The following is a 20,725-nucleotide window of genomic DNA, read 5'->3' as shown; positions in this document are numbered from 1 at the left end:
TGAAAGACATGAGTGATTTTCCGACAAAAGCCCGCGTGGTTATTATCGGTGGCGGAGTGGTGGGGACATCGTCCTTGTATCATCTGGCCAAAAAGGGCTGGACCGATTGTGTTCTGCTGGAGAAAAACGAGCTGACCGCCGGGTCGACCTGGCATGCAGCTGGCAACGTGCCGACCTTTTCGACCTCTTGGGCGATCATGAACATGCAGCGCTATTCGACCGAGCTTTATGCGCGGCTGGGTGAAGAGGTCGACTATCCGATGAACTATCACCAGTCCGGCTCAATCCGGTTGGCCCATTCGAAAGAGCGGGTGCAGGAGTTCGAGCGGGCAATGGCGATGGGCCGTTATCAGGGCATCGAGATGGAGATGTGGTCACCCGAACAGGCCAAAGAGCATTACCCGTTCCTGGAAACTCATGACCTTGAAGGTGTTCTGTTCGACCCGACCGATGGCGATATCGACCCGGCGCAGCTGACCCAGGCACTGGCCAAGGGTGCGCGCGACATGGGGGCGAAGATCCTGCGTTTCTGCCCGGCCACGGGTGTGACCCAGAAGGAAGACAAGACCTGGATCGTGCATACTGAGAAGGGCGATATCGAAGCGGACCACGTGGTCAATGCCGCCGGGTATTACGCCCAGCGCGTGGGTGAATGGTTCAAGCCCTTCGGCGGTCGCACCGTTCCGGCCATGGTGATGAGCCACCAGTACCTGCTGACCGACGAAGTGCCCGAGATCGAGGAATGGTCCAAGGCCAATGGCGGTAAAAAGCTGCCGCTGCTGCGCGACGTGGATATCTCCTATTACCTTCGGCAGGAGAAGAACGGATTCAACCTCGGCCCCTATGAGCCCAACTGCAAGGGCCACTGGATGACCGAGGATGATCCGATGCCCGAGGATTTCAGTTTCCAGCTATGGAATGATGATCTGGACCGGATCGAAGACATCGTCACCGACGCGATGGAGCGGGTGCCGCTGATGGGTACCTCGGGTGTGGGTCGGGTGATCAACGGGCCCATCCCCTACGCGCCGGACGGGCTGCCGCTGGTTGGCCCGATGCCGGGCGTGACCAACGCGTTTGAGGCGCATACCTTTACCTTCGGCATCGCGCAGGGCGGTGGTGCCGGCAAGGTGCTGGCCGAATGGATCGTCGATGGCGCAACTGAGTGGGATATGTGGGCCGTCGATCCGCGCCGTTACACCGATTACACCGATCAGGATTACTGCAACCAGAAGGGGCTTGAGGTCTATGGCAACGAATACGCCATGCATTTCCCGCACCATGAATGGCCCGCCGCGCGCGACAAAAAGCTGTCGCCTGTCCACACCAAGGTCAAGGAATTGGGCGGCGTGATGGGGCCCTATAACGGCTGGGAACGCGCCAACTGGTTTGCGCAACCGGGCGACGATACCTCTGAAGAAGCGACCCATACCTGGGGCCGTTCGGGGCCATGGGAGAAGCGGATCAAGGAAGAGTGTGAGGCTGTCCGTGATCATTGCGGCGTATTGGACTTGCCCGGATTTTCGCGTTTCATCGTAAAAGGTGAGGGTGCCGCCGAGGCGCTGCGGTCGCTGGTTACCGGCGGTTTGCCCAAGGTGGGTCGCATCAACCTGGTCTATATCTCAGATGGTCGCGGCCGGATCCTGACCGAAATGTCCTGTATCCGTCTCGGCGATGACGAGTTCGTCATGATCACGGCCGCTACAGCGCAATGGCATGACCGCGATATCCTGTCCGAGGCAATGCCCACTGGCGTCACCGTCGAGGATGTCACCACCACTCGTGACACGCTGATCGTGACAGGTCCAAAATCGCGCGACATTCTGGCGGGGCTGAGCGATGCGGACCTGTCCAGTGGCTGGCTGACCCATCAATCGGCCACGGTTGCAGGTCAGCCCGCATTCCTGATCCGCGTCTCGTTTGCAGGAGAACTTGGCTGGGAGGTTCACGCGCTGAACGACCATATGCCCGCGATCTATGGCGCGATCCTTGACGCTGGTGCCAAACCGTTCGGGATGTACGCCCTGAACTCTCTGCGCATCGAAAAGGGTTATCGGGCTTGGAAAGGCGATCTGTCCACTGATTACTCTCTGTTGGAAGGCGGGTTGGAACGGTTCGTCAAACTTGACAAACCGCAGGACTTCCCCGGCAAGGCCGCGATCCTGAACGAAAAGCAGCAGGGCGTGAAAAAGGCGTTTGCCACTATGTTGGTTGAGGCAGGTGACGCGGATGCGCCCTACATGTCCTGTATCTGGCACAACGGCGAGATCGTTGGCGAAACCACCTCGGGCGCTTGGGGGTATCGCGTTGGCCAATCCATTGCGCTGGGCATGATCCGTCCCGAATTGGCGGTGGCAGGTACCGAGCTTGAAATCGAAATCTTCGGTGAGAAGCGACGCGCCGTGGTACAGGACGATAAACCGCTCTGGGATCCAGAAAACGAGCGGCTGCGCGCCTGATCGCCCGAAGGAGACCTGCATGAGCATGCGCTATTCAAAACGGGGGCCCGGAGAGGGCCTCAATTATGACTGGGAAAATGACCACACATTTGTGAAGGTTTCGACCCGGGATACTGATGGCGCCTATACGCTCATGGAAGACAATCTGAAGGCCAGCTTTGCGCTTGGCCTTCATCGCCATGAAACCCATGCTGAAAGCTTCTATTTTCTGGAAGGCGAAGTGGATTTCTATGTTGATGGCGACTGGCATCGCTGTGGGCCGGGCAGCACGATGCATGTGCCGCCCGGTGTGCCGCATGCCTGCCGCGTTGCTGGAAATGCACCTGCTAAGATGCTGATGATTTTCCAGCCTGCCGGTTTTGACGGATTCCTTGCTGAGCTGGCCAAGATGACCGAGGCGGACTTCGCCGATGAGGCGAAAATGGCCGAATTGAACGCGCGGTATGACATTGTCCCGATGGGCTCTGTGCCGCCTCATCCCGATGACGAGGTTTGATCATGACACTGCCTAAAACGATGTCCGGTGTATTCCTGACCTGTCACGGCGGGCCCGAGGCGCTGGAATGGCGTGACGATATACCCGTCCCAACCCCTGCGCCGGGGCAGGTTCTGGTCCGTGTGGCCGCAGCCGGGGTGAACAACACCGATATCAACACTCGTATCGGCTGGTACTCCTCGGATGTGACCGGCGCTACGGATGCGGTGGATCAAGAGGTCGAAGCCGGAGGCTGGGGTGGCGCGCTGAATTTCCCGCGCATTCAGGGCGGTGACTTGTGCGGCATCGTCGAAATCGCGGGGCCCGAGACCGGGTTCACCCCGGGCCAGCGCGTGACCTGTCCGATCAACCTGCCACGTCCGCGACCGGGCAACCCGACAGGCTTCATCGTGCTTGGGTCCGAGATTGACGGCGCCTTTGCGCAATATTGTCTGGTGCAGGCCGATGACCTTTACGATGTCAGCGCCTCACCCCTGTCCGATATTGAAATTGCCGCTATCCCCTGCGCCTTCGGAACTGCCGAGGCTTTGCTGACCCGATCCGCTGTGACTGCCGGGCAAAAGGTGTTGATCACCGGGGCGTCGGGCGGTGTGGGCCTTGCCGCCGTGCAACTGGCGGCGCTGCGCGGTGCCTCGGTTTGGGGCGTGACCGGTGCGGCCAAGGCCGAAGCGGTGAAAAGCCAGGGCGCGACCGCCACGTTCAACCGGGATGCGTCGCTGCCCACCGACATGTTCGACGTGGTCATTGACGTGGTGGGCGGACCTGCATGGGCTGACCTGATCCTGGCGCTGAAACCGGGCGGTCACTATGCCGTTGCGGGTGCGATTGCTGGCCCGATTGTTCAAGCCGATCTGCGGGATATCTATCTGCGCGACATTACCATTCACGGCAGCACCCATCAGCCGTTCGAAGTCTTCGGTCGCCTGGTCGAACTGATGAATGCGGGGCGGATCAAGCCCCTGATTTCAAAAACCTATCCGCTGAAAGACATTGCGACGGCGCAAGAGGACTTTCAGTCAAAAACGTTTCCGGGAAAACTGGTTCTGGTTCCCTGAGGAGGTTCATTGATGGCAGATATAACCCTTCTGGATGGGTCTATCGGACAGGAACTGGTCAAACGCAGCGGTGATGCGCCGACGCCTTTGTGGTCGACCCGGGTGATGATGGACCATCCCGAGTTGGTCGGGGATGTGCATGCGGATTATTTCTCACGCGGTGCGACTGTGGCCACGACAAATACCTATGCTGTTCACCGGTCGCGTCTGGACCGTGTCGGCTTGGGTGATCAGCTGCCAGATCTGATCGAGGCGGCCCTGTCGCAGGCCGAGCGTGCGCGCCCGGCGGGTAGGCGCATCGCTGGGGCTTTGGGTCCGCTTCTCGCCTCTTACCGGCCGGACCTGAATCCAGAGGTCGAAGAGGCGGCAGAGAAATTCACCGAACTGGTGGCGATGATGGCAGATCGCGTTGACCTGTTCCTGATCGAAACCGTGTCGTCGGTGCAAGAGGCCGAAGGCGCGTTGCGTGGAACGGAACAGGCAGACAAGCCGGTCTGGCTGGCGCTGTCCGTGATGGATGATGATGGGACGCGGCTTCGGTCGGGTGAGCCATTGTCGGGAATAGCATCTTTGGTTGATCGCTTTACGCCTGAGGCCGTGCTGATCAACTGCTCGCGCCCCGAGGCGGTGCCCGCTGCGCTGAATATTATCGCCACCTTCGGGCGTCCGTTTGGGGCATATGCCAATGGCTTCACCGGGATTACCCAGGAATTTCTACAAGACGCCCCAACCGTCGATGCGCTGCAACAGCGCCACGACCTTGGGCCGGATGAATATGCTGATCAGGCGATGGGGTGGGTGGCGCAGGGTGCAACTATCATCGGCGGATGCTGCGAAGTCGGTCCCGATCACATTCAGCGACTGGCAGATCGGCTGTGCGCTGCTGGCCACAGCATCGTCTGAAGGGGGTAAAGATGCGGCAACGACCAGATAGCTTGACCGACAAGGCGCAGATACATTTCGATGTTCTGGTCGCGCCGGGCTATGTGCTGTTGGAGCTTGCCGCATTGATTGAGGTTCTGAGGCTGGCCAACCGCGTCTGCCCCAACCCGCCCTTCAGCTTTACCTATCGGTCTCTGAAAGGTGGGCCCATTGCCAGCAGCAGCGATGCGACGGTCCAAACTGAACCCGTATCAACCCATCCCAAGGCGGATTATCTGTTTGTGATCGGAAATTCCGACCCTGACCACCCCGATCTGTCTATCGGACGGGTTGTATCGGACTATACGTTCCGAGGCGCTCAGGTCTTTTTGCTGGCCGAAGCTGCCAGCCGCTATATTGACGAATTTGGCACCGCAGACATGGCGACCCATTGGGAAAACGCCTCTTTCCTGAGTGAACGCGGGGCCCGGTTCGAGGCGAAGCTGTCGATAGCCACAGAACAGGGCCAGGTCGTGACCTGCGCAGGGATGGAGGCGACAACCGATGTTGCTTTGTCCGTGATCGGACGCCACATCTCGGGGCCTGCCAAGATGACGGTGGCCAATATCATGCTGCACGAAAATATCCGCGACTTTTCATCGATGCAGCCTTTCTCGGGGGCGCAACTGACAGCTACTGGGGACGCCAAGCTGGATCAATGTATCAAGCTGATGCAGGCCAATATCGAAGACCCCTTACCCATCCAGCAGATTGTCGAGGCATTAAATCTTTCGAACCGATCGCTTGAGCGAAAATTCAAAGCTTTCTTTGGCACCAGTCCAAACGGTTTCTATCGCGAGATGCGGCTGGCGAAGGCTAACAACCTGCTGCTGAACACCACGATGAGCGTTCGGGAAATCGGTCTGGCCTGCGGCTTTCCGAACGGTTTCTCCTCGGTTTACAAAAGCTTTTTCGGGGTCACGCCCTTTGTTCTGAGGCGCGAAAGACGGGCTGCGTCACATAGGTGAAAATCGCCTATAACATGACGCTTTTGGTGCATTTATTGCCGATCTTCCATGGCAACGTGCCCAAAACCTGATTCAGCGGAGACCTCAGGATGGTTGATCTTCCAAACAAAGCCCGAGTTGTCATCATCGGCGGCGGCGTCATCGGATGCTCGGTTGCCTATCATCTGACCAAGAAAGGTTGGAGCGATGTTGTGCTGCTTGAACGCAAGCAGTTGACCAGCGGCACCACATGGCATGCGGCGGGTCTGATCGCTCAGCTGCGGGCCTCGTCCAACATGACCAAACTGGCAAAATACACGCAGGAGCTTTACGGCGCGCTGGAAGAGGAAACCGGCGTGTCCACCGGGCTTAGACGCTGTGGATCGATTACCGTGGCACTGACTGAGGAACGCCGTGAAGAGATCTATCGCCTGGCTGCCATGGCACGTGCCTTTGGGGTTGAGGTCGAAGAGATTTCCAATGAGCGCGTCAAGGAAATGTATCCGCATCTGAATGTCGAAGACGTCAAGGGCGCGGTCTATCTTCCGCTGGACGGGCAGGGTGACCCGGCCAATATCGCGCTGGCCCTGGCCAAGGGCGCACGGCAACGCGGTGCCATTACCAAGGAACGGGTGAAGGTCACCGACATCACCAAACAGGGCCGTACCGTGACGGGCGTGGACTGGGTTGCCGATGACGGCAGCGGCTCGGGCCATATCGAATGTGATATGGTGGTGAACTGCGCCGGCATGTGGGGGCATGAGGTCGGCCGGATGGCCGGTGTGAACGTCCCGCTGCACGCCTGCGAACATTTCTACATCGTCACCGAAGGCATTGACGGACTGTCGCAACTGCCGGTTCTGCGGGTGCCGGATGAATGCGCCTATTACAAGGAAGATGCGGGCAAAATCCTGCTGGGTGCTTTTGAGCCCAATGCCAAGCCCTGGGGGATGAACGGCATCCCAGAGAGCTTTGAGTTTGACCAGCTGCCCGAGGATTTCGACCACTTTGAGCCCATTCTAGAAGCTGCGTGTAACCGGATGCCGATGCTGGCCGAGGCTGGGATTCATACATTCTTCAATGGACCAGAGAGCTTTACCCCCGACGATGCCTATCACCTCGGTCTCGCGCCCGAGATGGACAATGTCTGGGTCGCGGCGGGCTTCAACTCGATCGGCATTCAATCTGCGGGCGGTGCGGGCATGGCGCTGGCGGAATGGATGGATAGCGGCGAGAAACCGTTTGATCTGGGCGATGTGGATATCAGCCGGATGCAGCCGTTTCAGGGCAATAAGCAGTATCTGTTTGAGCGTTCGAAAGAGACGCTGGGCCTGCTGTACGCCGACCACTACCCCTATCGCCAGAAGGCCACCGCGCGGGGTGTGCGACGCACCCCGTTCCATCACCATCTGAAAGAGCAGGGCGCGGTGTTTGGTGAACTGGCGGGCTGGGAGCGTGCAAACTGGTACGCAAATCCGGGGCAGGAGCGCGAATACCAGTACAGTTGGAAACGTCAGAATTGGTTCGAGAACTCAGCTGCTGAACACCGCGCGGTGCGCGAGAATGTGGGCATGTACGACATGTCTTCTTTTGGCAAGATTCGCGTTGAAGGGCCGGATGCCGAGGCGTTCATGAACTATATCGGGGGCGGCGATTATTCGGTGCCGAACGGCAAGATCGTCTATACCCAGTTCCTAAACCGCACCGGCGGGATCGAGGCGGATGTGACGGTGACCCGTCTGACCGAGACCGCCTATCTGGTCGTGACCCCGGCGGCGACGCGGCTGGCGGATCAGACCTGGATGATGCGCCATGTGGGTAGCTTCAACGTGGTCATAACCGATGTCACTGCTGGCGAAGGCGTTTTGGCCGTGATGGGCCCCAATGCGCGCGCTTTGCTGGAAAAGGTCTCGCCGGCGGATTTCTCGAACGCGACCAACCCCTTTGGCACCGCACAAGAGATCGAGATCGGCATGGGCCTGGCCCGCGCTCATCGGGTGACCTATGTGGGCGAGCTGGGATGGGAGATCTACATGTCCGCCGATATGGCGGGCCATGTGTTCGAAACGCTGCATGAGGCCGGTCAGGACATGGACCTGAAACTCTGTGGCATGCACATGATGGACAGTTGCCGGATCGAAAAGGGCTTTCGCCATTTTGGTCATGACATCACGTGCGAGGACAACGTCGTGGATGCCGGGCTTGGTTTTGCGATCAAGGTCGACAAAGGCTGTGACTTTATCGGGCGCGAAGCAGTGATTGCCCGCAAGGAAAGCGGGCCCAAAAACCGTCTGGTTCAGTTCCGCCTGACCGACCCGGAACCGCTGTTGTTCCATAATGAACCGATCGTGCGGGACGGGGAATATGTCGGTTATCTCAGCTCGGGCAATTATGGTCATACTTTGGGTGGCGCTATCGGTATGGGCTATGTGCCCTGCGAGGGTGAGAAGGCGGCGGATGTTCTGGGGTCAACCTATGAAATCGACGTGTGCGGCGTGAAGGTAATGGCCGAGGCATCGTTGAAACCGATGTACGATCCGAAATCCGAACGCGTCAAAGTGTAATCAAATTGTCGGAGCGCTGCGGCGCTCCGGCTTTGTTCTGGTCTCACATATCAAATATCCTGATGGGTTGCTTCACAGTTTTCGCGGTTCCCAAGTATGTCCGGGTTGCCGTAAAGACGACCGGTATTCCCGGAGATCCGCAATGGCTGACGCAACACCCACACAAAATGCCGATACGCCAAAAGGACTTGTTCTGGCGGTAACGGCCTATGTTTTGTGGGGTTTTTTGCCGTTATACATGAAGGCGATGGCCCATATCGCGCCGGTTGAGGTTGTGGCGCATCGTATCATCTGGTCGGTGCCTTTGGCCGGGCTATTGCTGATCGCACTGGGCCGGACGCGGGATTTGAAGTCAGCTCTGCGCGATCCCAAGATGCTGGGTATGGCCTGCCTGACAGCTGCTTTGATATCGGTGAACTGGGCGATCTATGTCTGGGCGATTGCCAGTGGGCATGCGCTGGACGCAGCGCTGGGCTATTACATAAATCCGCTGTTCAGTATCGCGCTGGGCGCGGTGCTGCTGCGCGAACCTTTGAACCGGACGCAGCTGATTGCTGTTGGGTTGGCCGCAGCCGGGGTGGTGGTTCTTGTTGTAGAGGCCGGAAGCCTGCCTTGGGCGGCGCTGGGGCTTATGTTCAGCTGGGGGTTTTACGCCTTCTTCAAACGCTCACTCTCCATCGGGCCAAATCAGGGGTTCTTGCTGGAAGTGCTGATCCTGCTGATCCCCGCATTGGTTTATGTGACTTGGCTGGGGATCAACGGGACGGGGCATTTCGGGCTGGTCGCAACCGACACCATGCTGCTGGCCGGGGCAGGGGTGGTGACCGCGGTGCCGTTGCTGATCTATGCCAATGGTGCCAAGCTGGTGCGCCTGTCGACGATGGGCATCCTGCAATATATCGCGCCGACCATGATTTTTGTGACTGCCATCGCGGTTTTTGGAGAGCAGATTGACCGCGGCCGCATGATTGCGTTTCCGCTGATCTGGGCCGCACTTGTGGTCTACTCGATCCCGATGATCCGGCAGATACGGGCTCAGGCCTGACGCAACAATTCGGCGGCCTTTTGCGCCCAGATCGCATAGGCTTTGGGGCTGGGATGATAGCCGTCCGGTGCGGCCAACGCCGGGTCATCGGGTAAATCAATGGACAGATGGCGGATTTGCGGGAAGCCGGTCGCAATCTGTTGCAGGCCTTGGTCCAGGCGGGCTGCCTGACGCCCCAGCACCCAGGCAAGCGGTTGCGGCAAGGCGGGAAACCGACCCATCTGGGGAACGGCCGTTACAATGACACGCCGGGCTCCAAGCTGGTCGGTGATCAGGTGCATCAGACGGGATTGGTGTTCGACAAACCGCTTTTTAGTGACGCCACGGGTGACGTCATTGACGCCAAGCGCCGTAATGGCGGCATCAAATTGATCTGTCAGACCGTCAAGGCGTTTCAGTGTATCCAGCGTTGTATGCCCTGTCATAGCCTCGAGCCGCCATTCGACACTGTGGCTTTTTGCTAGCTGTGCGACCAACTGCCCGGACAAAGCCTGCGCCTGGGTGCCAGCGCCAACACCTGCTGCCGAGCTGTCGCCTGCGATTAGCAACCGCAAACGCGGGCCGCGCCCTTCACGGCCTTCGCGCGGCCCGGTCGGTTCGGGCAGGAACCGCGCCTTTCGTCGAACTGAAATCCCCTGTGCCGCCAATAGTGGCAACAGCGGTAATCTCAGAAACTGATCAGCTCCGATCAGGGCAGGCTTGGTCAACCCAAAGCGTCCCTGAAATTGATAAAGCGAGGGTCTTTTGCCACGCGTGCCATCATCTCGGTGCGCAGGGCTGCAATGGTTTTAAGTGGGCGCATGACCACTTCGAACTTTTCGATCAAGCCTTCATCATTCAGCCGGATCAAGTCCACACCAACCGCATCCAGATCACCAACCTTGCACTGAAATTCCAGCGCCCAGTCTTTGCCTTCACCCATGATCCGACGATAGCTGAAGTCCGAGAATACCTGCCCCACATGCCCCAGCAGAGCCGCCACGGGTTCGCGCCCGGCCCAGGTGCTGTAGTAGGTCGGCGGCAGAAAACGCACGTCTTCTGCCAGAAACTCGTGAATCAGACTTTCATCGCCTTTTGTGATGACATCTTTCAGTTGTTCGATTGTCGGGTGCATGGTTTCTCCTCCGAGTTGTCGCATGATTTGCTGAACTATTCAGTTCAGGCAAGCGCGACGTTGCGGGAGGTTGTCGCTTGCGATAGGCAGACCCGCATGAGCGAGACCTACGATCCCCCGAAAACACCGCTGGATGTGCTGCACGAAGATGCGCATCTGATTGTGGTGAACAAGCCCTCGGGGCTTTTGTCCGTACCGGGTCGCGGAGAGCATCTGGCCGATTGTCTGCTGACCCGTGTGCAGGCGGCGTTTCCGCAGGCGCTGCTTGTGCATCGGTTGGACCGCGATACCTCGGGCGTGATGGTTTTTGCCCAGACGCCCCATGCGCAGCGCAATCTGAGCATGCAATTTGAACAGCGTCAGACTCGCAAGACCTATATCGCCCGCGTCTGGGGTCTGGTCGAGGAAAAGACCGGAACCGTTGATCTGCCGTTGATTGTCGACTGGCCCAATCGGCCGCTGCAAATGGTGTGCCATGAGACCGGCAAACCTGCGGTGACGGATTGGCGTGTGGTCAAATACGAAGGCAACACCACCCGCATACGCCTGTTCCCGAAAACCGGACGCTCGCACCAGCTGAGGGTTCACATGCTGGCGCTGGGCCATCCGATTTTGGGTGATCCGTTCTATGCAAAAGGTGAGGCACGGGCCTTTCCGCGCCTCATGCTGCATTCCGAGGAATTGCGCCTGAAAAGCCCCGATAGCGGGACGTCGATGAAGTTTCGCGCCAAGGCCGGGTTCTAGGCTCAGGCGGGATTGGTCCAAAGCAGCTTGAGATTGCCCAACGAAAACCGTCTGGTGCGTTTCTTTGGGGCGCAGGGCTGGCGGCTGGCCATGATCTCGCGTTCGATTTCAAAGGCGCGCAGGGTATGGTCCTGGGACCAGCGTCCCAGTTGCAGTGTCATCATTACGTGATTGTCGAGGCTGGGCATCAGTAATCTCCTGTGAATTGTTGAACCAGCATCCCGCATCACTCCTGACAGCGCGTTGTCAGGGGGGTGTGCTAAGGTGTCAGCAGAGAAACCGGAGTTTGCCATGCGCCGTTCGTCCCGCCTGTTTGAAATCATCCAGATTCTGCGTGCCGCCGACGCTCCGGTTACCGCTGAGATGCTGGCGCAAAAGCTCGAAGTCTCGGTGCGCACGGTGTATCGCGACATCGCGGCACTGCAGGCCCAACGCACACCGATCGAGGGCGAAGCCGGCGTCGGGTATCTGATGCGGCGGGGCTATGACTTGCCACCACTGAACTTCGACGCTGAAGAGGTCGAGGCGCTTTGGGTCGGTCTGTCAATGCTGGCACGGACCGGCGACAGTACCCTGCAGGAGGCCGCCAAACGCATTTGCCGGAAAATAGAAGGCCTGCGCGCAAGTCCCGACTGGTTGCAGGTCGCGCCTTGGGGGGCTCCGGTTGATGATCCGGCCAAGGGCTGTATCCCGGTCGTGAATTACCGCGAAGCCATCCGGGACGAGCGCAAGCTTCGCCTCACATATGTCAGCTCGCAAGACGTTCGCTCCGAACGGGTCGTCCGTCCGGTTGCCCTGATCTATCATATCGAGTGCACGATGCTGGTTGCGTGGTGCGAATTGCGCAACGGTTTTCGCCATTTTCGGACCGATCGCGTCTGGGCCTGCGAAATGGTTGACGATCATTTCTGCGGCCAAGGGCAGCCGCTGCGGGAGATCTGGCAGGAGCAGAACCAATGGGGTTCCCCTGCCGAGGCCCATTGAACGGCGGGTATTCGCCGATATCACCTGATTGTTGCTTGAGCCTGCGGGGGGGCAGGGCGATATACTGTGCCAAATAATGGGACCCGGCAAACGGGCCTCTGAGCAGAAGGTGATATCATGACGATTTCCAAGCTTGTTGTTTCTTCTGGGCTTTGCTCGGCCTTGTTCTTGGCGGGCTGCACCGACCCCGGAACGCTGAACTTGCCCTCGGACCCCAATCAAAATACCAAACAGGGTGCGCTTTTGGGTGGGTTGGTTGGTGCCGGTGTCGGGGCCATTGCGAACGACTCGGATCCGCTTTTGGGTGCGCTGGCTGGTGGTGCAATCGGTGCGGCAGGTGGCGGCCTTATCGGCAATCAACTGGACCGTCAGGCGGCTGAGTTGCGCCAGCAGCTGGCAAATGACGGCATCACAATCGTCAACGCGGGCGACCGCCTGATTGTTACCGTCCCCAACGACATCACCTTTGACACCGACAGCTCGACCGTACGGCCTGCATTGCGTTCTGATTTGGTCCGGGTGGGTCAGAATTTGGTGAGATATCCCAACTCGGCCGTTCAGGTCATTGGCCATACGGATAGTGATGGCGAAGCCTCTTATAATCAGGCCCTATCTGAGCGTCGGGCTAGGTCCGTGGCGGATGTTCTGCAAGCCAATGGTGTGAACGGGGCCCGTATCAGCACCATCGGTTTGGGTGAGAACCGACCTGCGGCCTCGAATCTCACACCCGAAGGGAAGGCGCGGAATCGTCGGGTTGATATCGAAATCATCCCCAACGGCAACACCTGATGTGACCGGGCACCGTCAAGGTGCCCGTTTTTGCACATTGACTGCGCGTCAAGTGGGCTTTGGCTGGCGGTGATCAGGAGCTACCTTCTGGAAAACGCCTGAACGGAGACCTTTATGTCCGAACCGATCCTTCTGAGCCTGTCAGGTTCGCTGCGCCAAAATGCCACCAACCGAAAACTGCTTCGCGAGGCGGCGCGGCTGTTTGAGCCGGGCACCCATATCGAGGCTGACCTGAACTTGCCGCTCTATGACGGCGATCTTGAAGAAGGCGAGGGCATCCCCAAGGGCGTTCAGGTTTTGGCCGGTCAGATCGCCCGTGCGGATGCGGTGATCATTTCGACGCCGGAATATAACAAAGCGCCGTCCGGCGTGTTGAAGAATGCGCTGGATTGGGTAAGTCGCACCAAGGATAAGCCCTGGGCGAACAAGCCGGTTGCGGTGATGTCTGCCGCTGCGGGTCGTGCCGGCGGGGAACGTGCACAGATGATACTGCGCAGCTATATGGTTCCGTTCCAGACGCGCATCTTGCAAGGGCCGGAAATTCATCTGGCCGACAGTTCGAACGAATTCGACGCGCAGGGCAAGCTGGTTAACGAACGCTATGAAAACGCCCTTCGGACCTTGATGAGGAACTTGCGGTCAGAGGCCGGTTTCTGAAACTGCCGGTTTGCTTGCCCGTATGGGGCAGGCCGCCTAATCTTGCGCTATGTCGATGGAAATTCAGACAGATGTGATGGACGCAGCCCGTGCTGGCGCGTTGCAGATGGCGCTTGGGAAACAGGCAACTGTGAGGGGCGGCACTGCGTTGCCGCCGTTCTTTCATCACCTGTACTTCTGGACTCCGCAGCCACCCGGCCAACTTGGGCGCGACGGACATCCCAAAGTCGGGGGCCTGATCCCCGATATGGGCTTACCCCGCAGAATGTGGGCAGGCGGACGCTTGGAGTTTTTCGCGCCTCTGATAGCAGGTCAGTTAGCCGAACGGCGATCGCTATGTGAAAGTTCGAGTTCGAAATCGGGACGCACCGGCCCCTTGGGCTTTGTCACGTTGCGCCACGAGGTTTGGCAGAGCGGTGCGCTGCGCCTGACCGAATGGCAGGATCTGGTTTACCGCCAAGACCCCTCGGCAGATACGGCCACCCCTCCGGCACCACTGGCCAGGCAGGATGAAACCGAACATCGCGAGCTGTCCTTCGACAGCACAATGCTGTTTCGCTACTCGGCCCTGACATTTAACGGACACCGCATTCACTATGACATCGACTATGCCCGTGATGTCGAAGGATATGCCGGGCTGGTCGTGCATGGCCCGCTTTTGGCGCAGCACCTGATGTTGTTTGCGGAAGATGTGATGGGCCCATTGGCGCAGTTTTCTTTCCGCGCAACCTCGGCATTGATGCATTTCGAAACTGCGAGCCTGTGCCGGAGGGGCAATACCCTGTGGGTGCGTGCGGCAGACGGGCGCCAATGTATGATTGCCGAAGCCTCAGCCTAAATGTTTCTGCATGGTAATCGAGGTCGCCCGGGTGAACCCGGGATGCGCCGTTTCCGCCGTTTTGACAAAGCCCATCCGGGCAAAGGAGGCATGGTTTTCGACCAATTCGACCCGTGCCTTCAGTTCCAGCGTCGCAATACCTGTTTCAACCGCCCGCGCGGATGCCAGATCGACCAGACGCTGTGCCAGCCCCTGACCACGTCGGGTTTCGTCCACAGCCAGTTTGCTCAGATACAGACAGTCCTGTTTGGGTGTCAAAAAGACGACCGCATCCGGGCGATTGCCTATGATCCAAACCTCGTGGTCGCGGGCCTGTTGCCTAAGCGTTTCCTCGGTCAGGCGATGCATTGACGAGGGCGGGTCTATACGCCCCTCCATGAATGCAAAGCTGTGGCGGATCAGGCGTAACACCTGTGGCAATATCGGATCGTCCGGTTGCAGGCGAACTGGGGTGTCGTCGAGGGAGGTCACAAAGAAGCCTCGGGTTGAAAATCTGCGGGGATTTCATCGCGCCCTTCAAGCACCAGTTCGGCCATGACTTCTGCCACTTTGGGCGCCATACCAAATCCGATCTTGAACCCTCCATTGGCGATGAATTCTCCGGCGTACAGCGGATGTGCACCCAACATCGGCGCACGGCTTTTGCTGCGGGGTCGGATCCCGGCCCAGCGTTCGATCACTTCGGCACCGTGCAGGACCGGAACCGCCCGTGTGGCCCGGTCCAGGACATCATCCAGCGCCGCATCGGTGCTGGTCGGATTGTCATAATCCCGTTCCGAGGTTGATCCGATGGCCAATGTACCATCTGCATGCGGGACAATGTGAACGGCATCTGCAAACAGCTGGGAGACGTCCCCGGCATCGAACCGCAGCAAAGCCGCCTGTCCCTTGACGCCATTGCCGACCGTTTTGCCAAAGGCGTCGTTCAGTTCTAGCAGGCCAGAAAGCCCGGTGGCGTGAATGATATGCCCTTGATTGGCCGCATCGGTTTTGACCTCAACCCCCATCACCTCCAGCGCCGAAACCAGTGCAGAACATGCCCGCCTTGGGTGCATCCGGGCGCTAAGCGTGTCGTGGATCACAAAGCCGGTAGGGCTGGGAGGACACCACGACCCGACCTCATCCATTGCAACAACGCGCCATTCGGCCCGCCCCTGCCATAGCTCTGCGGCGGTGACCGTACGTGCATGGGCCAGATCCAGCGTGCGGCTATCTGCGATGGGCTGCAGCCTACCCAACCGGGCATATCCGGCTGAGACGCCTCCGGTCGCCTCAACCTGTTTCCAGAAGGGTTCGGCCATGATCAGGCTTTCGAATTGAAAAGCTTTCTTGGCATTCCAATTCTCGGGCACATGCGGGGCCAAAGCCCCGACAAGGCCGCCGCTGGACCCGGCACCGGGGCCAAAAGGATCTATGACCTGAACTTTTGCGCCGCGTCTAGCGCAGGCCCAGGCGATCGAAAGGCCAAAAATGCCCGCGCCTCGCACCGTCACATCGACCATTGCCATTCCCCTTTTCCTTGTTCAGTGTCGCGCCGCTTAGCTACAGGATTCCCCGATGGCAGACCAGCGCGCCGAACTGACCTGGAAAGACGGGCAGATACCTGTCTCAGGCCGTTTCGACGACCCCTATTTCTCGTTGCAGAACGGGCTGGAGGAGACGCGGCATGTGTTTTTGGCGGGCAATGACCTGCCCGCGCGGTTTGCGCCGGGGTTTCATATTGCCGAGCTTGGTTTTGGCACCGGCCTGAACTTGCTGACTGTCTGGTCCGAATGGGAAAAGGCTGGCCAAACGACCCCGCTGACATTCACCAGTTTCGAAGCCTATCCAATGGCGCCAGACGACATGACGCGTGCTCTGGCCGCCTTTCCTGAGTTGTCCCCTTGGGCCGACCGGTTCCTGTCCCAATGGCAGGGCGGTACCTGCGATCTGGGCACCCTGCAGCTTGAGGTTATCGAGGGCGACGCGCGGTCCACCCTGTCCGTATGGTCGGGGCAGGCCGATGCCTGGTTTCTGGACGGGTTCTCTCCGGCCAAGAACCCCGAACTTTGGGGCGCAGAGCTGATGCAGCAGGTATCCGATCACACGGCGCCCAATGGCTCTGCGGCCACCTATACCGCCGCCGGGTTCGTCCGGCGCGGGCTCGAGGACGCAGGGTTCACCGTCACCCGCGCACCGGGCTATGGGCGCAAGCGCCACATGACTCGGGCGGTCAAGCCATGACCCAACAGAACGACACCCGCGCCGGTATCGCGCTGATGATCGCGGCTACCGTGGTGTTTGCGCTGCAGGACGGTATCTCGCGCCATCTGGCCGGGACTTATAACACCTATATGGTCGTGATGATCCGCTATTGGTTCTTCGCTGCGTTTGTCGTCGCTCAGGCGCTGCGCGCACCCGGCGGTATCGCGGCCACGGCCCGCACCAACCAGCTTGGGCTGCAGATCCTGCGCGGGGTGCTTCTGGCCGGAGAGATCTGCGTCGCGGTTTATGCCTTTACCATCCTGGGGCTGATCGAAAGCCAAGCCGTATTTATCTGTTACCCCCTGCTGGTGGCGGCGCTCAGCGGACCCGTTCTGGGCGAGAAGGTCGGTTGGCGCCGTTGGTCCGCCATCGGCGTGGGCTGCATCGGCGTGCTGATCATCCTGCAGCCCGGGGTGGGAGTGTTCAATCCGTGGGCGGTGATCCCGTTGATCTCGGCCCTGATGTTTGCCGTCTATGGCCTGCTGACCCGCTATGCGGCGCGGCGCGACACTACCGCCACCAGTTTTTTCTGGACCGGCATCGCCGGGGCGGTTGCCATGACGGCCGTGGGCGTGTGGTTTTGGGAGCCTATGCAGGGCGGTGACTGGCTTTGGATGGGCCTGCTCTGCCTGACCGGAGTTCTGGGACATTGGTTGTTGATTAAGTGCTACGAAATGGCCGAGGCCAGCGCCGTGCAGCCCTTTGCCTATTTTCACCTGATGTGGAGCGCCATTCTGGGAATCTCGGTCTTTGGTGAAAGCTTGCGACCCGCGGTTGTTGCAGGGGCCACATTGGTTATTGCCGCCGGACTGTTCACCTTATGGCGCGAACGACGCCAGAGTTGACCCGATCAGTTCTTCGGAAAATGGCACCGGCAACGCCTGCTGCCCCAACCGTGCGCGATACACAGGCAGGCTTTCGGCGACGCGCATGACATAGTTGCGGGTCTCGCTAAAGGGTATGAATTCGATCCAGTCGACGATATCGGCCTCACCCCGGCGCGGGTCGCCATTGCGTTTCATCCACGAGATCGGCCTGCCCGGTCCGGCATTATACCCCGCCGCCATCATCACCACATTGCCGTTGAATTCTGCTGCCAGCTCGGACAGGTAATTCGCCCCCAATTTGGCGTTATATCGCCAGTCCGAAGTCAGTTTTCCGGTTTGGTGGCTGCTTAGAATGCCCATGTTCCGGGCCACAACTTTCGCCGTCGCGGGCATTACCTGCATAAGCCCGCGCGCGCCCGCGCCGCTGATGACAACCGGGTCAAACTCGCTTTCGCGCCGGGCGATTGCTAGCGTCATTTCCTTTGCCATAGGTAGGCCTAGATCTGCCACCGGATGAACCGGGTAATACGCGGCGGGCAGAACAACGCCGGTGGTCGCGGCGCGCTTGGCGATCATCACCGCCAGATGTGGTTCGTTCAGTTCGATGACCAGATCGCCCAGTTGGCTTGCCTGAACGGGGTCGAGCCCCTCAACCAGATGGGTCAGGAACCGCTCGGATAGGTTTGCCTCACCTGCGCGCAACAGCAATAGCCCCGCTTCCAGAACGCTGGAATCGGCAAACTCCGCTTGTTTCCAGTGCGGTGCCCTTCGCGGGTTTGCCAGATCGCTGTCGAAGGGGCGCCCTATCCGTTCGGCGGCAAGAAGCCCGTAGAACGAGGTCTGGTGATCAGCACCCATGGCATAGGCCTCATAAGCCTTTTCCGCATCCCCCTGCGCGGCATAGGCCCGACCCAGCCAATACCCGCCGCGTCCCTTGGAAATCGGTGACTGCACCGCGCCCGAGAAGTTTTGGAAATGCCGTACAGCCGTTGCGGGATCATTCAACCGACGCAGGGCAAGGAACCCGGAAAGCCATTCGAGATCGGCATAGGCATAGCCCATGTCCGGCGTCATATGGTGACTAGAGGCAATCTTGTATGCGCGGCTCATATCACCGTTGCGCATCTCAAGCCGGGCCAACCGGCGACGGCCCTCGGCCCATTTGTCTGGCTCGCCCAGAGCATCCGGGCTGGATGACCGCGCCAGCATCAGATCAATCGCACTGTCATCCAGTTCCTTTTTGTCTCGCCAGACAAAGCGGTCAAAGGCAAGCCCCGCCGATCCGGCCACGGAATCGGGAACCGCCCCTACTTTGGCATCAACACCCGGCGCACGTTTTTGCAATGCAATCCGCGCCTCGGCCAGCTTGCGCTGATCGTCATTCACCAATGGCAGCATTTGTCCTGCGCTGATCAGATGACCGTCCCACAGCATCCGGTCCAGCCGCGCCGCGTGGTGGGGTTTCAGCAATGTTTCAAAGTTCTCGATATAGTCTTTCTGCAGGCCCGATCCCATCGGCATCGTACGCCAGGCGGTGACGATATCCGCCTGCGCATCACCCTGCCGTCCCTTAGCCTTCAGCGCTACGGCGAAATTCAGCGCCCCTTCCGCCGTTTGCGGGGCAATGTCGGCGTAGAATTTCAACACCCGGTCCGGGTCCGCCCCGGTAAAGGCGGGTTCGCTTTCGCGCCGTAACCATGCCAGCCCCGGCCAATCCGGCCTGCGGTTCAGAAATACCAGCACATCGCCCGAGCTTCCGAACCCCTCGCGCAGCCAATGCCATACGATGATGTCACGTGACACAGATCCGCGCGGGCCTGCCTCTTGCAGCGCTGCGTTCCAATCGCCCTTTCGCATTTCATACATGCCAGCGCGCAGATCGCCCACCGAGTCGGCTTGGGCCGGCCCGAAGGATGCCAGAATCACCGCTGTCAAAAGCGCCAGAACGCGTGTCATGCCTTGCATTTCCCAACCAACCAAGGATAGAGCCATTTAGGATAAACCTTGCGCCGGCGGGATCAACACACATTGCTAGGAATGTGATTGCCCAAGGCGCAAAAATTGCTAACCGCACAGCAAGGAGCGTGTCATGTTCAAAGGCTCGATGCCAGCCCTCGTTACCCCGTTTTCGAATGGCGAGTTGGATCTGGGCACGCTCAAACGTTTGGTGGAATGGCAAATTCAGGAAGGCTCGACCGGTTTGGTGCCGGTGGGGACCACCGGTGAAAGCCCAACCCTAAGCCATGAAGAACACGAAACGGTGGTGGCAGAAGTTGTCAATGCCGCAGCCGGTCGTGTCCCGGTGATCGCTGGTGCGGGCTCGAACAACACTGTCGAGGCGATCCGATTCGTTCAATTTGCGCAGCAAGTCGGCGCGAATGCCGCTCTGGTGGTGACCCCGTATTACAACAAGCCGACCCAGAAGGGCCTAATTCAGCATTTCCGCACCCTACATGATTGTGCCGATATTCCGATCATCATCTACAACATTCCAGGCCGTTCCGTCATCGACATGACTCCCCAGACGATGGGTGAGCTGGCCGAGTTGCCAAGGATCGTTGGGGTTAAAGACGCAACCGGAGATTTGGGGCGTGTCAGCCAACAGCGCGCCTCTTGCGGGCCTGAGTTTTGCCAACTGTCGGGCGAAGACGCCACGGCGCTGGGTTTCAATGCGCATGGTGGTGTGGGCTGTATCTCGGTCACGGCGAATGTTGCGCCCAAGCTCTGTGCCGAATTCCAGCAGGCCACCCTGCAGGGGGATTATGCCAAAGCGCTGACTTATCAGGACCGCCTGATGCCTCTGCATGAGGCGATCTTTATCGAACCCGGTCTGGTCGGGGCCAAATACGCCCTCAGCAAGCTGGGCCTATGCAGCGAAGAAGTTCGCTCGCCCCTGACCACGTTGGACGACAGCACCAAAACTACTATCGACGCAGCCATGAACCACGCAGGTCTGCTGTAACCAGGGGTGTTCTTGGCCTGATCCGATCTTCATCTGGCCAAAAATACCTCGGGGGATGAATTGGCCTGTCTGGGCCAAG

Annotated in this window: 21 protein-coding genes; 15 read left to right on the top strand and 6 right to left on the bottom strand. The window is 59.3% G+C overall.

The window, feature by feature from the left end:
- Window positions 1–8: 8 nt before the first annotated feature.
- The 7 genes from AC2FH8_RS12860 (at window position 9) to rarD (ending at window position 9,487) form a co-directional block, all read left to right on the top strand.
- On the top strand, window positions 9–2,459 hold the full coding sequence (locus AC2FH8_RS12860) for a GcvT family protein (RefSeq protein ID WP_496689919.1): 2,451 nt from the start codon (window positions 9–11) through the stop codon (window positions 2,457–2,459).
- Window positions 2,460–2,478: 19 nt separating this feature from the next.
- On the top strand, window positions 2,479–2,955 hold the full coding sequence (locus AC2FH8_RS12855) for a cupin domain-containing protein (RefSeq protein ID WP_142637051.1): 477 nt from the start codon (window positions 2,479–2,481) through the stop codon (window positions 2,953–2,955).
- Between the two features lie 2 nt (window positions 2,956–2,957).
- A complete protein-coding gene (locus AC2FH8_RS12850; protein ID WP_496689918.1) occupies window positions 2,958–4,010 on the top strand; it encodes an alcohol dehydrogenase family protein in 1,053 nt (350 codons plus the stop codon).
- A 12-nt stretch (window positions 4,011–4,022) separates the two neighbouring features.
- Window positions 4,023–4,913, top strand: coding sequence for a homocysteine S-methyltransferase family protein (locus tag AC2FH8_RS12845; protein ID WP_142637049.1), 891 nt, complete (start codon window positions 4,023–4,025; stop codon window positions 4,911–4,913).
- Window positions 4,914–4,924: 11 nt separating this feature from the next.
- On the top strand, window positions 4,925–5,899 hold the full coding sequence (locus tag AC2FH8_RS12840) for a GlxA family transcriptional regulator (protein ID WP_142637047.1): 975 nt from the start codon (window positions 4,925–4,927) through the stop codon (window positions 5,897–5,899).
- Between the two features lie 89 nt (window positions 5,900–5,988).
- On the top strand, window positions 5,989–8,442 hold the full coding sequence (locus tag AC2FH8_RS12835) for a GcvT family protein (RefSeq protein ID WP_142637045.1): 2,454 nt from the start codon (window positions 5,989–5,991) through the stop codon (window positions 8,440–8,442).
- Window positions 8,443–8,584: 142 nt separating this feature from the next.
- Window positions 8,585–9,487, top strand: a complete 903-nt coding sequence (gene rarD, locus AC2FH8_RS12830; RefSeq protein WP_496689917.1) for an EamA family transporter RarD — start codon at window positions 8,585–8,587, stop codon at window positions 9,485–9,487.
- Here rarD and AC2FH8_RS12825 read toward each other — a convergent pair.
- Together AC2FH8_RS12825 and AC2FH8_RS12820 are read right to left on the bottom strand one after the other, a co-directional pair.
- Window positions 9,478–10,194 carry an SGNH/GDSL hydrolase family protein gene (locus AC2FH8_RS12825; RefSeq protein ID WP_496689916.1) on the bottom strand — a complete coding sequence of 239 codons (717 nt, stop codon included), beginning with the start codon at window positions 10,192–10,194 and terminating at the stop codon, window positions 9,478–9,480. The genes rarD and AC2FH8_RS12825 overlap by 10 nt on opposite strands.
- Window positions 10,191–10,601, bottom strand: a complete 411-nt coding sequence (locus AC2FH8_RS12820; protein ID WP_496689915.1) for a nuclear transport factor 2 family protein — start codon at window positions 10,599–10,601, stop codon at window positions 10,191–10,193. The genes AC2FH8_RS12825 and AC2FH8_RS12820 overlap by 4 nt, the downstream gene beginning before the upstream one ends.
- Here AC2FH8_RS12820 and AC2FH8_RS12815 point away from each other — a divergent pair.
- Entirely contained in the window at window positions 10,539–11,345 is an 807-nt protein-coding gene (locus AC2FH8_RS12815; RefSeq protein WP_496689914.1) for an RluA family pseudouridine synthase, read from the top strand. The two genes, AC2FH8_RS12820 and AC2FH8_RS12815, sit on opposite strands and share 63 nt — an antisense overlap.
- Before the next feature lie 2 nt (window positions 11,346–11,347).
- On the opposite strand, the gene AC2FH8_RS12810 is transcribed toward AC2FH8_RS12815, so the two are convergent.
- On the bottom strand, window positions 11,348–11,533 hold the full coding sequence (locus tag AC2FH8_RS12810) for a hypothetical protein (protein WP_142637040.1): 186 nt from the start codon (window positions 11,531–11,533) through the stop codon (window positions 11,348–11,350).
- A gap of 103 nt (window positions 11,534–11,636) precedes the next feature.
- On the opposite strand from AC2FH8_RS12810, the gene AC2FH8_RS12805 reads away from it, so the two are divergent.
- The 4 genes from AC2FH8_RS12805 to AC2FH8_RS12790 all read left to right on the top strand — a co-directional run bounded on the left by AC2FH8_RS12805 (window position 11,637) and on the right by AC2FH8_RS12790 (window position 14,613).
- Window positions 11,637–12,329: a helix-turn-helix transcriptional regulator gene (locus AC2FH8_RS12805; RefSeq protein ID WP_271949714.1), complete on the top strand. Its 693-nt coding sequence runs from the start codon at window positions 11,637–11,639 to the stop codon at window positions 12,327–12,329.
- Window positions 12,330–12,446: 117 nt separating this feature from the next.
- On the top strand, window positions 12,447–13,118 hold the full coding sequence (locus tag AC2FH8_RS12800; protein ID WP_281995406.1) for a YiaD family glycine zipper/OmpA-like lipoprotein: 672 nt from the start codon (window positions 12,447–12,449) through the stop codon (window positions 13,116–13,118).
- Between the two features lie 114 nt (window positions 13,119–13,232).
- Complete coding sequence (locus AC2FH8_RS12795) at window positions 13,233–13,775, top strand: NADPH-dependent FMN reductase (protein ID WP_142637034.1); 543 nt, start codon at window positions 13,233–13,235, stop codon at window positions 13,773–13,775.
- A 49-nt stretch (window positions 13,776–13,824) separates the two neighbouring features.
- The gene (locus AC2FH8_RS12790) at window positions 13,825–14,613 is read left to right on the top strand and encodes an HTD2 family dehydratase (protein WP_281995405.1); all 789 of its coding nucleotides are present in this window, start codon (window positions 13,825–13,827) and stop codon (window positions 14,611–14,613) included.
- On the opposite strand, the gene AC2FH8_RS12785 is transcribed toward AC2FH8_RS12790, so the two are convergent.
- Window positions 14,605–15,084 (bottom strand): GNAT family N-acetyltransferase, encoded by a 480-nt coding sequence (locus AC2FH8_RS12785; RefSeq protein WP_281995404.1) that lies wholly within the window; start codon window positions 15,082–15,084, stop codon window positions 14,605–14,607. The two genes, AC2FH8_RS12790 and AC2FH8_RS12785, sit on opposite strands and share 9 nt — an antisense overlap.
- Window positions 15,081–16,121, bottom strand: coding sequence for an NAD(P)/FAD-dependent oxidoreductase (locus AC2FH8_RS12780; protein WP_496689913.1), 1,041 nt, complete (start codon window positions 16,119–16,121; stop codon window positions 15,081–15,083). The genes AC2FH8_RS12785 and AC2FH8_RS12780 overlap by 4 nt, the downstream gene beginning before the upstream one ends.
- Window positions 16,122–16,170: 49 nt before the next feature.
- Here AC2FH8_RS12780 and mnmC2 point away from each other — a divergent pair, with 49 nt between their 5' ends.
- Together mnmC2 and AC2FH8_RS12770 are read left to right on the top strand one after the other, a co-directional pair.
- Window positions 16,171–16,836, top strand: a complete 666-nt coding sequence (mnmC2, locus tag AC2FH8_RS12775; protein WP_496689912.1) for a tRNA (5-methylaminomethyl-2-thiouridine)(34)-methyltransferase MnmC2 — start codon at window positions 16,171–16,173, stop codon at window positions 16,834–16,836.
- Window positions 16,833–17,702 carry a DMT family transporter gene (locus AC2FH8_RS12770; RefSeq protein WP_496689911.1) on the top strand — a complete coding sequence of 290 codons (870 nt, stop codon included), beginning with the start codon at window positions 16,833–16,835 and terminating at the stop codon, window positions 17,700–17,702. The genes mnmC2 and AC2FH8_RS12770 overlap by 4 nt, the downstream gene beginning before the upstream one ends.
- Here the strand turns inward: AC2FH8_RS12770 and AC2FH8_RS12765 are convergent.
- Window positions 17,676–19,640: a lytic transglycosylase domain-containing protein gene (locus AC2FH8_RS12765; RefSeq protein WP_142637260.1), complete on the bottom strand. Its 1,965-nt coding sequence runs from the start codon at window positions 19,638–19,640 to the stop codon at window positions 17,676–17,678. The two genes, AC2FH8_RS12770 and AC2FH8_RS12765, sit on opposite strands and share 27 nt — an antisense overlap.
- Before the next feature lie 133 nt (window positions 19,641–19,773).
- Between AC2FH8_RS12765 and dapA the strand changes: the two genes are divergently transcribed.
- Window positions 19,774–20,646 (top strand): 4-hydroxy-tetrahydrodipicolinate synthase, encoded by an 873-nt coding sequence (dapA, locus tag AC2FH8_RS12760; protein WP_142637014.1) that lies wholly within the window; start codon window positions 19,774–19,776, stop codon window positions 20,644–20,646.
- The last annotated feature ends 79 nt before the right edge of the window (window positions 20,647–20,725 follow it).

This window comes from Ruegeria sp. CDSC025 (genome assembly GCF_059610805.1).
This window is presented reverse-complemented; position numbering and strand designations above follow the sequence as displayed.

Coding starts and splice junctions, on each gene's coding strand:
- AC2FH8_RS12860 (WP_496689919.1), top strand. CDS start 9: ATGAGTGATTTTCCGACAAAAGCCCGCGTGGTTATTATCGGTGGCGGA.
- AC2FH8_RS12855 (WP_142637051.1), top strand. CDS start 2,479: ATGAGCATGCGCTATTCAAAACGGGGGCCCGGAGAGGGCCTCAATTAT.
- AC2FH8_RS12850 (WP_496689918.1), top strand. CDS start 2,958: ATGACACTGCCTAAAACGATGTCCGGTGTATTCCTGACCTGTCACGGC.
- AC2FH8_RS12845 (WP_142637049.1), top strand. CDS start 4,023: ATGGCAGATATAACCCTTCTGGATGGGTCTATCGGACAGGAACTGGTC.
- AC2FH8_RS12840 (WP_142637047.1), top strand. CDS start 4,925: ATGCGGCAACGACCAGATAGCTTGACCGACAAGGCGCAGATACATTTC.
- AC2FH8_RS12835 (WP_142637045.1), top strand. CDS start 5,989: ATGGTTGATCTTCCAAACAAAGCCCGAGTTGTCATCATCGGCGGCGGC.
- rarD (WP_496689917.1), top strand. CDS start 8,585: ATGGCTGACGCAACACCCACACAAAATGCCGATACGCCAAAAGGACTT.
- AC2FH8_RS12820 (WP_496689915.1), bottom strand. CDS start 10,601: ATGCACCCGACAATCGAACAACTGAAAGATGTCATCACAAAAGGCGAT.
- AC2FH8_RS12810 (WP_142637040.1), bottom strand. CDS start 11,533: ATGCCCAGCCTCGACAATCACGTAATGATGACACTGCAACTGGGACGC.
- AC2FH8_RS12805 (WP_271949714.1), top strand. CDS start 11,637: ATGCGCCGTTCGTCCCGCCTGTTTGAAATCATCCAGATTCTGCGTGCC.
- AC2FH8_RS12800 (WP_281995406.1), top strand. CDS start 12,447: ATGACGATTTCCAAGCTTGTTGTTTCTTCTGGGCTTTGCTCGGCCTTG.
- AC2FH8_RS12795 (WP_142637034.1), top strand. CDS start 13,233: ATGTCCGAACCGATCCTTCTGAGCCTGTCAGGTTCGCTGCGCCAAAAT.
- AC2FH8_RS12790 (WP_281995405.1), top strand. CDS start 13,825: ATGTCGATGGAAATTCAGACAGATGTGATGGACGCAGCCCGTGCTGGC.
- AC2FH8_RS12780 (WP_496689913.1), bottom strand. CDS start 16,121: ATGGCAATGGTCGATGTGACGGTGCGAGGCGCGGGCATTTTTGGCCTT.
- mnmC2 (WP_496689912.1), top strand. CDS start 16,171: ATGGCAGACCAGCGCGCCGAACTGACCTGGAAAGACGGGCAGATACCT.
- AC2FH8_RS12770 (WP_496689911.1), top strand. CDS start 16,833: ATGACCCAACAGAACGACACCCGCGCCGGTATCGCGCTGATGATCGCG.
- AC2FH8_RS12765 (WP_142637260.1), bottom strand. CDS start 19,640: ATGACACGCGTTCTGGCGCTTTTGACAGCGGTGATTCTGGCATCCTTC.
- dapA (WP_142637014.1), top strand. CDS start 19,774: ATGTTCAAAGGCTCGATGCCAGCCCTCGTTACCCCGTTTTCGAATGGC.